The organism is Lysobacter sp. 22409, assembly GCF_052045105.1.
Taxonomy (GTDB): Bacteria; Pseudomonadota; Gammaproteobacteria; order Xanthomonadales; family Xanthomonadaceae; genus Lysobacter; species Lysobacter antibioticus_B.
The window spans coordinates 47,857-62,086 of sequence record NZ_JBQEOE010000014.1; the positions used below are offsets into that span (position 1 = coordinate 47,857).

The window sequence follows — 14,230 nt, forward strand, 5'->3', positions numbered from 1 at the left end:
CTTCGATGCCCCCGGCGACTCGTCCGTCATTGTGATTGGCAGCCCTCGCACAGACTGCGATTGAGGGCCGCGCAGGCGGCCGGCCGTACCGGGGCGTCCCGCTGAAGGACTCCGGCGGACGGGTCTGCAACCTCCGGGCCAATGGCGATGGAACGATCCGCAACGGGAGGTTTGAGCCGCCGTCGCCGCAGCGATTGAAATCCGGTCAGCGAGCAACCATTGCAAAGTAACGACGTCATCCTTCCCGGCTACGCAGCGTTGCGTAATGCAGCGCAGCGGCGGTCGTCGCACCCCGGCGTATCGCGCCATAATCCCAGCCGGAGGTGCTCATGCACGGTGGCGGTCTAGAACTCGCGTTGTTGTTCCTGCTGGCCGCGGTCATCGCCGTGCCGGTGTTCCGTCGTTTCGGCCTGGGCGCGGTGCTCGGCTATCTGACCGCGGGCGTGGTGCTGGGCCCGTACGGGGTCAAGGTGATCCGCGACGCCGAGCCGGTGCTGGCGGCGTCGGAAATCGGCGTGGTGATGATGCTGTTCGTGATCGGCCTGGAGCTGTCGCCGGCGCGCCTGCGGGTGATGCGCAAGCCGGTGTTCGGCGCCGGCGGCCTGCAGGTGCTGCTGAGCGGCCTGGCCTTGGGCGCGCTGGCGATGTTCGGCGGCCACATGGGCTGGAAAGCGGCGACCGTGGTCGGCCTCGGCCTGGCCCTGTCGTCGACCGCGGTCTGCCTGCAGCTGTTGTCCGAGCGCAAGGGCCTGGCCAGCGATTACGGCCGCCTCGCCTTCGCCATCCTGCTGTTCCAGGACCTGGCCGCGATTCCCTTGCTCGCCGCGATTCCGCTGCTCGGCAAGGCCGCCGCGGTCGAAGGCCTGAACTGGATGGCCGTGGCCAAGGCGGTCGGCGCGATCGCCGCGGTGGTGTTCGGCGGTCGCGTGCTGCTGCGCCAGGTGTTCCGCGTGGTCGCGCGCACGCAGATGCCCGAGGTGTTCACCGGCGCGGCCCTGCTGACCGTGCTCGGCTCGGCCTGGATCCTGCAGACCGCCGGGCTGTCGGCCGGCCTCGGCGCCTTCCTCGCCGGCGTGCTGCTGGCCGATTCGGAATTCCGCCACGAGCTCGAATCGCAGATCGAGCCCTTCAAGGGATTGCTGCTGGGCCTGTTCTTCATGGCCGTGGGCATGAGCATCGACCTGCAGCGGGTGCTGGCCGAGCCGGGCACCATCGCCAGCATCGTGCTGGTGCTGCTGTCGGTGAAGTTCATCCTGCTGTTCGGTGTCGGCATCAGCGCCGGCGGGCTGGAGAAACGCGGGGCCTTCCAATTGGCGACGGTGATGTCGCTGGGCGGCGAGTTCGCCTTCATCGTGTTCAACGAAGCGGTCAAGGCCAACCTGCTCGACGACCCGACCCGCGACCGCCTGATCGCCGCGGTCGGCGTGTCGATGGCGCTGACCCCGCTGTTGATGATCGGCGCCCAGCGCATGCTCGACGCGGCGCCGGCCGAGAAGCCCAAGCGTCCCTACGACGACATTCCCGACCATCACCCGCAGGTATTGATCGCCGGCATGGGCCGTTTCGGCCAGATCGTCGCGCGCCTGCTGGTGGCGCACCGCACGCCTTTCATCGCCATCGAGAACAGCGCCGACCAGGTCGACTTCATGCGCCGCTTCGGCAACATGATCTATTACGGCGACCCGGCCCGGCCCGAGTTGTTGCGTTCGGCCGGCGCGGCGCAGGTGAAGATCTTCGTGATCGCCATCGACGACCGCGACAGCGGCATCCGCACGGTGCGCACGATCCGTCGCCTGTACCCGAAGGCGAAAGTGTTCGCCCGCGCCCGCGACCGTCGTCATGCCTGGGACCTGATGGACCTCGGCGCCGAGCCGATGCGCGAGACCTTCCATTCCAGCCTCAAGCTCGGCGAAGACGTGCTGGTCGAACTCGGCGTCGCCCCGGAGACCGCGCGCGACCATGTCGAACGCTTCCGCGAACTCGACGAACGCATGCTCAACGCCCAGTACCTGGTCCACGACGACGAAGACGCGTTGATCCAGACCGCACGCGACGCGCGCAAGGAATTGGAAGAGCTGTTCGACGCCGACCGAGGCGAGGGCATGCTCGCCGATATGGTCGAGAAACAGGGCCCAGTGCCGGAGCATGTGACGCGGCATTGAGGGTGCTGCAGTGTCATCGATGGAAAGGTGCGCACCGATTCGCACCGCATTGAACCGATGCGGATGGATGCTCTGCTCTTGCTCGAGCAATGCAGCGCCGCGAATCCATCCCTGTAGGAGCGGTGTCCTACTGGATTTGCTTCGGTCATGAGCAGCGACCGCCTCGTTTCAATCTCGCGTCGATGCGGGCCGAAGCCCGTCAGGGTAGGAGCGGCGCGAGCCGCGACCGCGTCGTTTCGGTCTCGCGGCGTAACGCTCACGCAAGATCAGGATCAGGATCAGGATCAAACGCCAAGAGCTTCCGCCACTAAAGCGGCGGGTTACTTTCTTTTGTCTAAAGCAACAAAAGTCCGTCTGGATTCCCTTCGGTCAAAGGTAACCAAAGAAAAATGCTCTCTTTGAATCAAGGGCCCGCACGATCGATGTCGGCGCAGGGATCTACATACGGGACATCCCTGTCCCGATGAAAAACGGCCCGCATCCCTGCGGGCCGCCCTCCGGGTCTTCGGTGACCTTCGCTAGTGCGTAGCGGCGCACAGCAACAGCAACAGCGATCTTGCGTCCACGACGATTCAAGGGGTAGGAGCGGCGCAAGCCGCGACCACGCAGTCATGATCGCCCGCGCCGGCGGCCGTAGATTCGCGGTCGCGGCTTACGCCGCTCCTACCCTAAGAGCACGGCAACCGTGGTCGTAATGAGCTTGGCGCAGTTCCGAATTTGCGAGAACACCTGGAGACCCGGAGGGCGGCGCACAGGACGTGCGCCGTTTTCCGATAAGACAGGGATGTCTTATCGGAAAATCCCGGCGCTAGCTGCGTACTCGTGGCCTGTGCCCTTGCAAGGAGAGCCCTTTTCTTTGGTTACTTTTCTTTTGGGCTTAGCAAAAGAAAGTAACCCGGCCGCGTCAGCGGACGGAAGCTTTGCTATTGATGTTGCTTCACCGCTCTGTGATAACAAACACCGCAACGGCAAGCCACGCGGTCGCGGCTCGCGCCGCTCCTACCCTGTGGAGTTTCACTTCGATCAATAACGGCGTAGTTGCTGTCTCTGCGCGTTCCGTGGTCGCGGCTTACGCCGCTCCTACAGGGACATCCGACGATACGAGGCGAGACCGCAGCCGCGCGGTCGCGGCTCACGCCGCTCCTACAGAAAACCCCTCACGGCGAACCGCTCAGCCGCCCGGGCCGCGCAGGAAGCGCGCCATCGACACGTTGCTGCCGTTGCCCGGCGCCGGCGGGGTGAACTCGGCGGCGATATCGATGAAGCCGCGCATCACCGCGATCTCGCGCGGGGTGCGGTTGAGGGCATCGCGCATGTCCGGGTTGGCGCCGTGGCGCATCAGGCGCTGCACCACACGCAACAAACCGTGCAGCGCCGCCAGGTGCAGCGGGCCGAAACCGCGCGGGTCCTGCACGTCGAGCGAGGCATCGTGATCGAGCAACAGTTCCAGGCCGGCGATCAGCACGTCTTCGTCGGCCGCGGTACCGGGCTCGGCGCGCGCGCCCAACAACAGCAGCAACGGAGTCGCGCCGGCCGCGGACTGGTCGGCATCGACGCCGGCCAGCAGCAAGGTGTCGAACAAGGCCACCAGGCGGCTGCGCTCGCGCGCGGTAAAGCCGAACATCGCGGCGCAATGCAGGGCCATGCGGCCTTGCGCGTCGCGGGCATGGACGTCGGCGCCGGCGGTCAGCAGGCGCGCGGCCAGGTCGGTGAGGCCGAGCGCGCAGGCCACCATCAGCACGGTCAGGTCGCCGGGCAGGCGCTGTTCCAGCGAGGCGCCGGCGGCGACCAGGCGGTCGACGATTTCGGCATGGCGCATGCTGACCGCGGCCGACAGCGGGGTCGCACCGGAATGCGCGGCGAGCTGCGGGTCGGCGCCGCGCGCGAGCAGCAGGTCGACGACCGCGCGATGGCCGCCACCGGCGGCGCGCAGCAGCGCAGTGCAGCCCTGGCTGTCGAGCGCATCGACCGGCAGGCCGAGGTCGAGCAGGCGGCGCACCGCATCGGCGTCGCCGACGATGGCCGCGGCCGGGACGTCCTGCGCGTGCAGAGCGCGGCGCGGCAGGGCCCAGCCACGCCAATCCAGCCAGTCGGCCAGATCGCGGCGGCCCGAGGACAGGGCCACGCCGAGCGGGGTCTGGCCGTCGGCGGCGAGCAGGTCGGGCGCGGCGCCGTTGGCGACCAGGCGCTTGAGCATGCTCTCGCGGCCCAACGCGGCGGCCAGGTGCAGGGCGCTCATGCCGTGGCTGTCGCGGGTATTGAGGTCGACGCCGGCGGCGAGCAGGCGTTCGAGCAAACGCGACCAGCCCAAGCGCACCGCGATCGCCAGCGGCGGATCGCCGGCCGGGGTCGGCGAAAACACGTCGGCGCCGCGCTCGATCAGGTCGAGGGCGAACTGCTCCAGGCCGCGGGTGGCCTGATCGCCGGCCGAACAGGTCGCCAGGAAGCGGCCGAGGCCGCCGCGACCGGCCGGCGAGACGCCGTGGCGCAGCAAGGCCTGCAAGGCCGGCATCGCGGCCGGGGTGCGATCGAGCAGGGCGAACACCACGGTGTCGCCGTTCGTGTCGCGCACGTTGACGTCGGCGCCCTGGCCGAGCAACCAGTCGATGCGTTCGGCCGAGGGGATCTGGCCGTCTTCTTCGTGCAACTGCGCGCCGAGCTCGCTCGGGCTCAGCAACTTGGCCAGGCCGGTCAGTTCGGCGGCGCGGCCTTCGCGCAGGCCGTCGCGCAGCAGCGCGGCCGGCATGCGGTCGACGATCACCCGCTCGCCCTCGCCGTCCTCGCTGTCGCCTTCGCCGCTGACCGCGGCCGGCAAGGGATAGGCGCGGTCGAGCGCGGCCACCAACGACCAGCGGCCGGCCTCGGCGGCGCGGTCGACCGCGCGCTTGCCGTGGCGGTCGCGCAGTTCCGGGTCGATACCGAGGTCGAGCAAGCGCACCACCAGCGGCGGCGAGGCGGTCTCGGCCTGGCAGGCCAGGATCAGGGCGCTGGCGCCGTCGGCATCGAGCGCCGCGGCTTCGGCCGCGCCACCCTGCGGCAGGTGTTCGAGCAGGCGTTCGAGCACCGCCGGGCGCGCACCGCGCGCGGCTTCGAGCAGCGGCGTGCGCTGTTGGGTGTCGATCGCGCCGGCATCGGCGCCGGCGGCGAGCAAGGCAGTGACGATATCGAGGTGGCCGGCGAACGCGGCCACGTGCAGGGCGCTGCGGCGCTGACCGTCGCGGGCGTCGATGCGCGCCTTGTGCTTGAGCAGCAATTGCACGCCGGCCGGATCGTCCTCGTCGCCGCCGGCCGCGGCCAGCAGCGCCGGGGCGCCGCCGGGCTGTTCGGTCTTGGCGCCGCGTTCGAGCAGGAACTTGGCCAGGCGCCAGTTGCCGCTGGCGCAGGCCACGCCGAGCGGAGAAAAGCCGTCGTGGTTGACCGGGTCGAGTTCGGCCTGGGCGTCGCGCAACAAGGCGGCGACGCCGGGGTCGGAACTGCGCGCGGCGTGGTGCAGCGGGGTGTTGCCTTCGTGATCGGCCAGGCGCGGGTCGGCGCCGTTGGCGAGCAGGGTCATGACCGCGTCGGGACGGCCGTGCCAGCTGTCGCGGGTGGCGGCCAGCAGCGGGGTCATGCCGGCGGTGGCGGCGTTCAGATCGACGCCGGCGCCGATCAGGGCGCGCAGCAGGCGCAGGTCGGGCAGCACCGCGGCCAGCACCGGCAGGCTGCGGCGGTCGCGATCCTCGGCGGCCGGCAGCACGTTGACGTCGGCGCCGAGTTCGATCAGCTCCAGCGCGCGCTCGACCTTGCCGGCGCGCGCGGCCGCGTACAGGGCCGGCTCCAACGCTTCGTCGTCGCCGAGTTCGTCGACCTGGGTGACGGTGTCGAGTTCCGGGTCGAAATCGACGCCGGGCAGGTAGTCGGCCGGGGCGATCCGCTGCAACAGCACGTGCAGGGCCGGCGAGACCAGGGCGAACACCACCGCCAGGGTCCAGCGCAGGCCATCGCTCAACAGACCCGGCCAGGCCAGCACCAGGATCAGCCCGACCAGGCCGGCGACGATCGCCGCCACGCCGAGGCCGCGCCAGGCGCCGAGATCGAGATCGGGCAAGCGCGCCCATTGCGGCGCCAGCGCCGCGCCTTCGCGCTCGGCCTCCTGCCACAGCGGCCACAGCCGCCACAGCGCCAGCAGCACCAGCCCGGCGACCACGCTCAGGCCCAGCACCGCCAGCAGCGAACCGCTCTGCAACAACGCGCTCAGCGGCCAGGCCACCAGCACCGCGGTGGCCGCGGTCGCGCCGCCCCACAGCGTCGCCAGCACCGGCCATTCGCTGCGCCACTGTGGCGCAGCGTCGCGCCGCTGCCACAGGCGCGCGGCGATCGCGAACGCCGGCTGCGCCAGCGCGCCGCCGATCAGCGCCGCCAACGCACCGCCGACGCTGCCGCCGAAACCGGTCGCCAGGGCCAGCACCAGGCCGGCGGCGAGCGCAAGGGCGAGATCGCGGGACGGGGCGCGCGGAGTCTGGGCGTCAGGCATCGGGTGTCCGCGCCTCCTCGAGGGCCGGCGGGAACTGGAGATGGAAACCGCGCAGGCGCAGATTCTCCCGGACCGCCGCGGCATCGGCGCGGGCGAGTTTGCGTTCCGGGGTCAGCGCGGTTTCGAGCACGAATTGCAGGGTGCCCAGTTGATCGCGGACAGCGTCGGGCAAACGGGCGAAATCGTCGCGCTCGCTCAAAAACACATAGGTGTCTGCCTTGCGGAGACTTTTGTAAACGTAGGCTTGCATTAGGGCGGGCGGGTACGGCCGGGGGACGGGTTTTTCTGCGCCGCAGATGTGATGTACAGCATACCCGCCCGTCCGGGTGTCGCGAACCTGGGCGTTCAGCGCCAGGCGCAAGCCGAAGTGTTAGGACCGCCCCGTCGACGATCCAGTCGTGCGGACGGCGGCCCCGATGGGCAGCGTCCCGGTCCTATCTGCGAACGCCGGGCCGTATCAATGATACCCGGCGTCGGCGGCGATCTTGCCGCGGAACACGCGATACGACCAATACGTGTAGCCCAGGATCGCCGGCAGCAGCACCACCAGCCCGGCCAGCACGAAGCCCTGCGACGACGGCGGCGAGGCCGCATCCCAGATCGACAGCCCCGGCACGATGTTCGGCCAGATCCCCAGCACCAGGCCGAGGAAGCCGAGCACGAAGAACAACAAGGCGTAGACGAAAGGCTGGGCGTCGTTGCCCTCGCGCATCACCGCGCGCCACAGGGCATAAGCGTTGCCGATCACCAGCAGCGGCACCGGGAACAGCCAGTAGAAATTCCCGCCCTCGAACCAGCGCGCCATGATCCGCGAATCCAGGAACGGCAGCCAGGCGCTGACCAGACCGATGAACACCGCCACCACCAACACCAGCGGCCGCGCCAGGGTGCGGGCGATCTGCTGCATGCGGCCGTCGGTCTTGAGGATCAGCCAGGTCGAACCGAGCAGCGCATAACCGAACACCACCGCCGCGCCGGTCAGCATCGAGAACGGGCTGAACCAGTCGAACACGCCGCCGACGTACTTGCCTTCCTGCATCGGCATGCCCTCGACGATCGCGCCGAGGATCAAGCCTTGCGCGAAGGCGCAGAAGATCGAGCCCAGCGCGAACGCCGCGCCCCAGGCCGGCTTGGCGCGCCGCGCCTTGAACCGGAACTCGAAGGCGACGCCGCGGAACACCAGCGCGATCAGCATCAGCAACACCGGCAAGTACAGCGCCGACAGCACCAGCGCATACGCCTTCGGGAACGCGGCAAGCAGGCCGGCGCCGCCGAGCACCAGCCAGGTTTCGTTGCCGTCCCAGATCGGCGCGGCGGTATTCATCATGTGATCGAGCTGGCCTTCGTCCTCGGCGAACGGCGCCAGGATGCCGAGGCCGAGCACGAAACCGTCGAGCAACACGTACATCAGCACGCCGAAGCCGATCACGCCGAACCAGATCACGGGCAGCCAGTATTCCATCGTCCTACTCCATCGTGCTTTGCATGAGCGCGCGCGGCCTCGCCGGCGCGCACCGGGCCGCGCCTAGGCGCCGGCTTCGCTGGATTCGTCCGGCAACGACAACGGCCGCGCCGGGGTCTTCTCGCCCTGCTCGCTGCGCGGTGGCGGTTCGTGCGGATGCGGGCCCTTGCGGATCAGCTTGACCAGATAGCCGATGCCGGCGCCGAACACGACGAAATAGACCACCGCGAACACGATCAGCGAGGTCATCACGCTGGCCGCCGCGATCGGGCTGACCGCATCGGCGGTGCGCAACAAGCCGTAGATCACGTAGGGCTGGCGGCCGATCTCGACCACGTACCAACCCGACAGCAAGGCGACGAAACCGCTCAGGGTCAGCACGCGCCAGCCCCACAGCGCCGCGCGCGATTGGTACAAGCGCCCGCGCCACCACTGCCACAGCGAGAACAGCACCAGCAGCAGCATCGCCACGCCGAGCCCGACCATGATGCGGAAGGCGTAGAACACCGGTTTCACCGGCGGCCGTTCGCTGGCCGGGACCGACTTCAGCGGCTGGATGTCGCCGTCGAGGGTGTGGGTGAGGATCAGGCTGCCGAGCTTCGGCACCGCGATTTCGTAGTCGTTGCGTTCGGCTTTTTCGTTCGGCACCGCGAACAGGATCAGCGGCACGCCTTCGCCGGGCGCGCCCGACTCCCAGTGCGCCTCCATCGCCGCGACCTTGATCGGTTGGTGTTCGCGCACGTTCAAACCGTGCAGGTCGCCGACGAAGACCTGCGCCGGCACGGTGATCGCGGCGAAGATCACCGCCGCTTTGAGCATGCGCTTGCCGGCTTCGACGTGCACACCGCGCAGCAGATACGACGCGGCGACGCCGCCGATCACGAAGCAGGTGGTGATGAAGGCCGCCAGCACCATGTGGGCGAGGCGGTACGGGAACGAGGGGTTGAAGACGATCGCCCACCAGCTGTCGGGTTCGAACACGCCTTCGACGATCTTGTAGCCGGCCGGCGTCTGCATCCAGCTGTTGGCCGAGATGATCCAGAACGTCGAAATCAGCGTGCCCAGCGCGACCATGCAGGTGGCGAGGAAATGCATGCGTTCCTTGACCCGGCTCCAGCCGAACAGCATCACGCCGAGGAAGGTCGCTTCGAGGAAGAACGCGGTCAGCACCTCGTAGGACAGCAGCGGGCCGAGGATGTTGCCGGCCTGTTCGCTGAGCACCGCCCAGTTGGTGCCGAACTGGAAGCTCATGACGATGCCCGAGACCACGCCCATGCCGAACGACACGGCGAAGACCTTGGTCCAGAAGAAATACAGATCGCGCCAGAGCGTGTCGCGGGTGCGCAGCCAACGCCATTCGACGAAGGCCAGCCAACTGGCCAGGCCGATGGTGAAGGCCGGGAACAGGATGTGGAACGAGATCACGAAGCCGAACTGGATACGCGACAGCAGCAGGGCGTCCACGTGTATTGCCTCCACGGCGCCATACAGTGCGCCGGCCTGTTCATCTTGCGCCGCAGCGTGGGCGCGGTAAACGCGGATTACGGCGATTTCGTCGAATCACATAAACCGCAAAGACGTGATCGCGACGTGTTGATGCGATCCGGGTACGGCGGCGCTGGCCACTGGCGACCGCGGCAAGAGCGCGTTGCCTCAAGGCCTCGATGAGATCGCGAACGCGCCTGCCGGGCCCGGGACTGCATCACGAAACCGCCCGAATCCGGCCGGCCTCGTGCGACAAAATGCGACACGCGGCCATGACGGACGCGTGGCCCCTGCGAAGGGCGATCCGCGCCGGTGCGGCGACGCGAACGGCAATCTTTGCCGGCGCGGCGACGCGCCGGGGCCGGTTTCGGCAAAGCCGGCGAGCGGGCTCGGACAAGCCGCGAGAACGGGCCCGCCACGCCGCCGCCGATTCATCGGCCGCGACCCTCGCCGGAGCCGGCGATCATAGGCCTGGGCATGACCAACGGCCGGCCCGTCGGACGCTATCCGGCTGCTACCCTGCGCGGACTTTTGTCCCAGAGCCCGCTCGATGCGCCTTTCCTTCGTCACGCTCGCCGCGCTGCCTTGCGCGCTGTTCGCCTCCGCCGCCTTCGCCCAGGCCGCCGCGCCGCTGACCCTGGCCGACACCATGGCCAACCCGGACTGGATCGGAGCCCCGGTCGAACGCGCCTGGTGGAGTTGGGACGGCCAGCGCGTGCAGTACCAGCTCAAGCGCGACGACTCGATTATCCGCGACACCTGGCAGGTCGGCGTCGCCGGCGGCACCCCGCTGCGGCTCGACGGCGCCGCGCGCAACGATCTCGACGGCGCCAATCCGGCCTACGACGCCCAGCGCACGCGCATGGCCTTCGTGCGTAACGGCGACATCTTCGTGCGCGACCTGCGCAGCGGCGCGCTGACCCAGGTCACTCGCAGCAACGACACCGAGTCGCGGCCGCAGTGGAGCCGCGACGGCAACCTGGTATTCCGCGTCGACAACCAGTGGTACCAGTGGCGTGCCGGCCAGGGCCTCAGCCAGGCCGCCCAGGTCCGTGCCGAGAACGACCCGGCCAAGGCGCCGAAAACCGACGACCTGCGCGAACGCCAGCTCGCCATGCTGCAGACCCTGCGCGAGGACCGCGCCCAGCGCGAAGCCGCGCGCGAGCAGGACGACGCCTGGCGCCGCAGCGACGGCAGCCGCGCGCCGAAGCCGACCTATCTCGGCGACGACGTCGAGATCGTCGACAGCGCGCTGTCGCCCGATGCGCGCTGGCTGCTCGTCGTCACCCAGGCCAAGAAGGGCGATGCCGGCGCCGCCGGCAAGATGCCCAAGTACGTGACCGAGTCGGGCTACGAGGAATTCGAGGAAGTGCGCACCCGAGTCGGCCGCAACGAACCGCTGCCGCAGAAGCTGTGGCTGGTCGACGTCACCAACGCCAAGGCCAGCGAACTCAAGTTCGGCGGCCTGCCCGGCATCGGCGAGGACCCGCTCGCGGCGCTGCGCAAGGCCGCCAAGAAGGACCCGCTGAAGGGCGAGCGCCCGGTCCGCATCGAGACCGACGGCGACGGCAGCGGCGTCTCGATCCGCTGGAGCGACGACGGCCGTCAGGCCGCGGTGCTGGTGCGCGCGATCGACAACAAGGACCGCTGGCTGGCCTCGGTCGACCTCGGCAAGGCCGCGCTGCAGCCCCGCCACCGCCTCAGCGATGCGGCCTGGATCGGCTGGAACTTCAACGATTTCGGCTGGCTGTCCGACACCGGCAAGGGCGACGACGACCTGTGGCTGCTGTCGGAACAGAGCGGCTACTCGCACCTGTACGTCGCCAGCGGCGGCGGCGCGCCGCGCGCGATCACCTCCGGCCGCTGGGAAGTCTCCGAGCCGGAATTGAGCGCCGACGGCAAGACCTTCTTCTTCCTGTGCAACCGCAAGTGGCCCGGCGACTACGAAGTCTGCGCGGTCGACCGCAACGGCGGCGCGGTGCGCGAAGTGACCGCGCTCGACGGCGTCGAAAACTTCATGCTCTCGCCCGACGGCCGCAAGGTGCTGGTGCGCCATTCCGACAGCTACACCCCGCCGCAGCTCGCCGTGGTCGACAGCAGCGGCGAGAACACCGTCGCCCTGACCGACACCCGCAAGCCGGGCTTCCGCGAACGCGAATGGATCCAGCCCGAGTACGTGCAGGTGCCGTCCAAGCATGGCGCCGGCACCGTCTGGGGCAAATTCTACGGGCCGAAGAATTACGAGCCGGGCAAGAAGTACCCGATCGTGATGTTCGTGCACGGCGCCGGCTACCTGCAGAACGTCAGCGCGCGCTACCCGAACTACTTCCGCGAGCAGATGTTCCACAACCTGCTGGTCCAGGAAGGCTATGTCGTGCTCGATCTCGACTACCGCGCCTCCGAAGGCTACGGCCGCGACTGGCGCACAGCGATCTACCGGCAGATGGGCCACCCGGAACTCGAGGATTATCTGGACGGCCTGGAATGGCTGGTCGCCAACAAGCAGGGCGACCGCGACCGCGCCGGCATCTACGGCGGCTCCTACGGCGGCTTCATGACCTTCATGGCCCTGTTCCGCGAACCCGGCACCTTCAAGGCCGGCGCCGCACTGCGCCCGGTCGCCGACTGGTCGCAGTACAACCACGAATACACCTCGAACATCCTCAACACCCCCGAGCTCGACCCGGAGGCCTACAAGAAGTCCTCGCCGATCGAATACGCCAGCGGCCTCAAGGATCACCTGCTGATCGCCCACGGCATGATCGACGACAACGTGTTCTTCAAGGACTCGGTGATGCTGAGCCAGCGCCTGATCGAGCTGCGCAAGGACAAGTGGGAACTCGCGCCCTACCCGATGGAGCGCCACAGCTTCGTGCGCGCCGACTCGTGGTACGACGAGTACCGCCGCATCCACGAGCTGTTCAATCGCACGTTGAAGTAGCGTGGCCGGCGCGGGTCGTCGCCACGACCCGCGCCCGCGCCGGCGGCCGCATCCGACCGTCACGGCCAATGGCCGGCTCGCAGCCTCGGGCAATCTGTCCAAGGCTCATCGCGCCCGGGCCCACTACAATGGGCCCATGAACGACTTCGACCGCGTACGCGAGTATCTCTCCGGCCTGCAGGACCGCCTGTGCGCCGCCATCGAACAAGCCGACGGCGGCGCGCGCTTCGCCGAGGACCTGTGGCAACGCGCCGAGGGCGGCGGCGGACGCACCCGCATCCTGCGCGGCGGCAAGGTCTTCGAGCAGGCCGGGATCGGCTTCTCCGACGTCTCCGGCACCACCCTGCCGCCGTCGGCGACCGCGGCGCGTCCCGAGCTCGCCGGCGCCTCGTGGCGCGCGGTCGGGGTGTCGCTGGTGTTCCACCCGCACAACCCCTATCTGCCGACCACCCACGCCAACGTGCGCCACTTCCGCGCCATGCGCGACGGCGAGACCGTGGCCTGGTGGTTCGGCGGGGGTTTCGACCTGACCCCGTTCTATCCCTTCGACGAAGACGTGCGCCACTGGCATCGCACCGCACGCGAACTGTGCGAGCCGTTCGGCGGCGACGAACGCTATCAGGCGCACAAGCGCTGGTGCGACGAGTATTTCTTTCTCAAGCACCGCAACGAGACCCGCGGCGTCGGCGGCTTGTTCTTCGACGACCTGCATGGCGACTTCGAACGCGACTTCGCCTATCAGCGCGCCGTCGGCGACGGTTTCCTCGACGCCTACCTGCCGCTGGTCGAACGCCGCAAGGACATGGCCTACGGCGAGCGCGAGCGGCAGTTCCAGCTGTATCGCCGCGGCCGCTACGTCGAATTCAACCTGGTGTTCGACCGCGGCACCTTGTTCGGCCTGCAGTCGGGCGGACGCACCGAGTCGATCCTGATGAGCCTGCCGCCGCTGGTGCGTTGGGAATACGGCTACACGCCGGAAGCCGAGAGCGACGAAGCGCGGCTGGCCGCGTATCTGGTGCCGCGCGATTGGCTTGGGAGCGAGGAGTAAGCGCAAAGGAGTGAGGAGCGAGTAAAACCGCCGCACTCTCGCCTCTACCAACTACTCACAACTGGTTACTCGTTCCTCGCTTCAAAATCGTGATGTGGCCGTTGGTCTCCAGCATCGCCACCGCGATGTCGTCGATCTGCGCGCAATCGTTCTCGCGCATCGCCTTGTCGAAATCCGCGCGGCTGACCAGTTCGCGGCGCAGCACGTCGCGGAACACGTGGCCGTCGCGCGCGAGCACCACCGGCACGCCTTCGAGCACGCGCTCGATGCGGTCGTTGCGCGAGGCGATATAGCCCACGCCCCAGTTCAACAGCATCAAGGTCGCCGCCAGGATCAGGCCGCCGCCGACCGAGGTGTCGGTGCCGAGCAAGGCGTTCTGCACGGCATTGCCGAGCAACACGATCAGCAGCATGTCGAACGAGGTGAACTGGCCCATCGTGCGTTTGCCCGACAGCCGGATCATGGCCAGCAAGACGAAATAGACGATGCAGGCGCGCACCAGGTATTGCCACCAGGGCATCGACAGATCGAAGGCGTCGGTCATGAACTCGGCTCCGGCAAGGCGAGGCCCGATTGTGGCCCGACCGGCCGTGCATCGGGCGTCATAGCCGGCGACAGG

8 protein-coding genes are annotated in these 14,230 nt (G+C 68.6%); 3 read left to right on the top strand and 5 right to left on the bottom strand.

Translation table 11 applies throughout. The annotated features are described in order from the left end of the window. The first annotated feature begins 329 nt into the window (after positions 1-329). Positions 330-2,162 carry a monovalent cation:proton antiporter-2 (CPA2) family protein gene (locus tag ACTJJK_RS09525; RefSeq protein WP_440730056.1) on the top strand — a complete coding sequence of 611 codons (1,833 nt, stop codon included), beginning with the start codon at positions 330-332 and terminating at the stop codon, positions 2,160-2,162. Positions 2,163-3,333: 1,171 nt separating this feature from the next. Here ACTJJK_RS09525 and ACTJJK_RS09530 read toward each other — a convergent pair. From ACTJJK_RS09530 to ACTJJK_RS09545, 4 genes are all read right to left on the bottom strand, one after another. After that, on the bottom strand, positions 3,334-6,675 hold the full coding sequence (locus ACTJJK_RS09530) for an ankyrin repeat domain-containing protein (protein ID WP_440730057.1): 3,342 nt from the start codon (positions 6,673-6,675) through the stop codon (positions 3,334-3,336). Next, the gene (locus ACTJJK_RS09535; protein WP_031371229.1) at positions 6,668-6,925 is read right to left on the bottom strand and encodes a YcgL domain-containing protein; all 258 of its coding nucleotides are present in this window, start codon (positions 6,923-6,925) and stop codon (positions 6,668-6,670) included. The genes ACTJJK_RS09530 and ACTJJK_RS09535 overlap by 8 nt, the downstream gene beginning before the upstream one ends. Positions 6,926-7,132: 207 nt before the next feature. Next, complete coding sequence (cydB, locus tag ACTJJK_RS09540; RefSeq protein ID WP_031371230.1) at positions 7,133-8,137, bottom strand: cytochrome d ubiquinol oxidase subunit II; 1,005 nt, start codon at positions 8,135-8,137, stop codon at positions 7,133-7,135. A 63-nt stretch (positions 8,138-8,200) separates the two neighbouring features. Next, complete coding sequence (locus ACTJJK_RS09545) at positions 8,201-9,601, bottom strand: cytochrome ubiquinol oxidase subunit I (protein ID WP_223621346.1); 1,401 nt, start codon at positions 9,599-9,601, stop codon at positions 8,201-8,203. Between the two features lie 571 nt (positions 9,602-10,172). On the opposite strand from ACTJJK_RS09545, the gene ACTJJK_RS09550 reads away from it, so the two are divergent. Beyond that, positions 10,173-12,563 carry a prolyl oligopeptidase family serine peptidase gene (locus ACTJJK_RS09550; protein WP_440730058.1) on the top strand — a complete coding sequence of 797 codons (2,391 nt, stop codon included), beginning with the start codon at positions 10,173-10,175 and terminating at the stop codon, positions 12,561-12,563. Between the two features lie 136 nt (positions 12,564-12,699). Next, positions 12,700-13,611, top strand: coding sequence for an oxygen-dependent coproporphyrinogen oxidase (hemF, locus tag ACTJJK_RS09555; RefSeq protein WP_440730059.1), 912 nt, complete (start codon positions 12,700-12,702; stop codon positions 13,609-13,611). 55 nt (positions 13,612-13,666) lie between these two features. Here the strand turns inward: hemF and ACTJJK_RS09560 are convergent, their stop codons facing one another. Then, positions 13,667-14,155, bottom strand: a complete 489-nt coding sequence (locus ACTJJK_RS09560; RefSeq protein WP_031371234.1) for a DUF421 domain-containing protein — start codon at positions 14,153-14,155, stop codon at positions 13,667-13,669. Positions 14,156-14,230 lie beyond the last annotated feature (75 nt).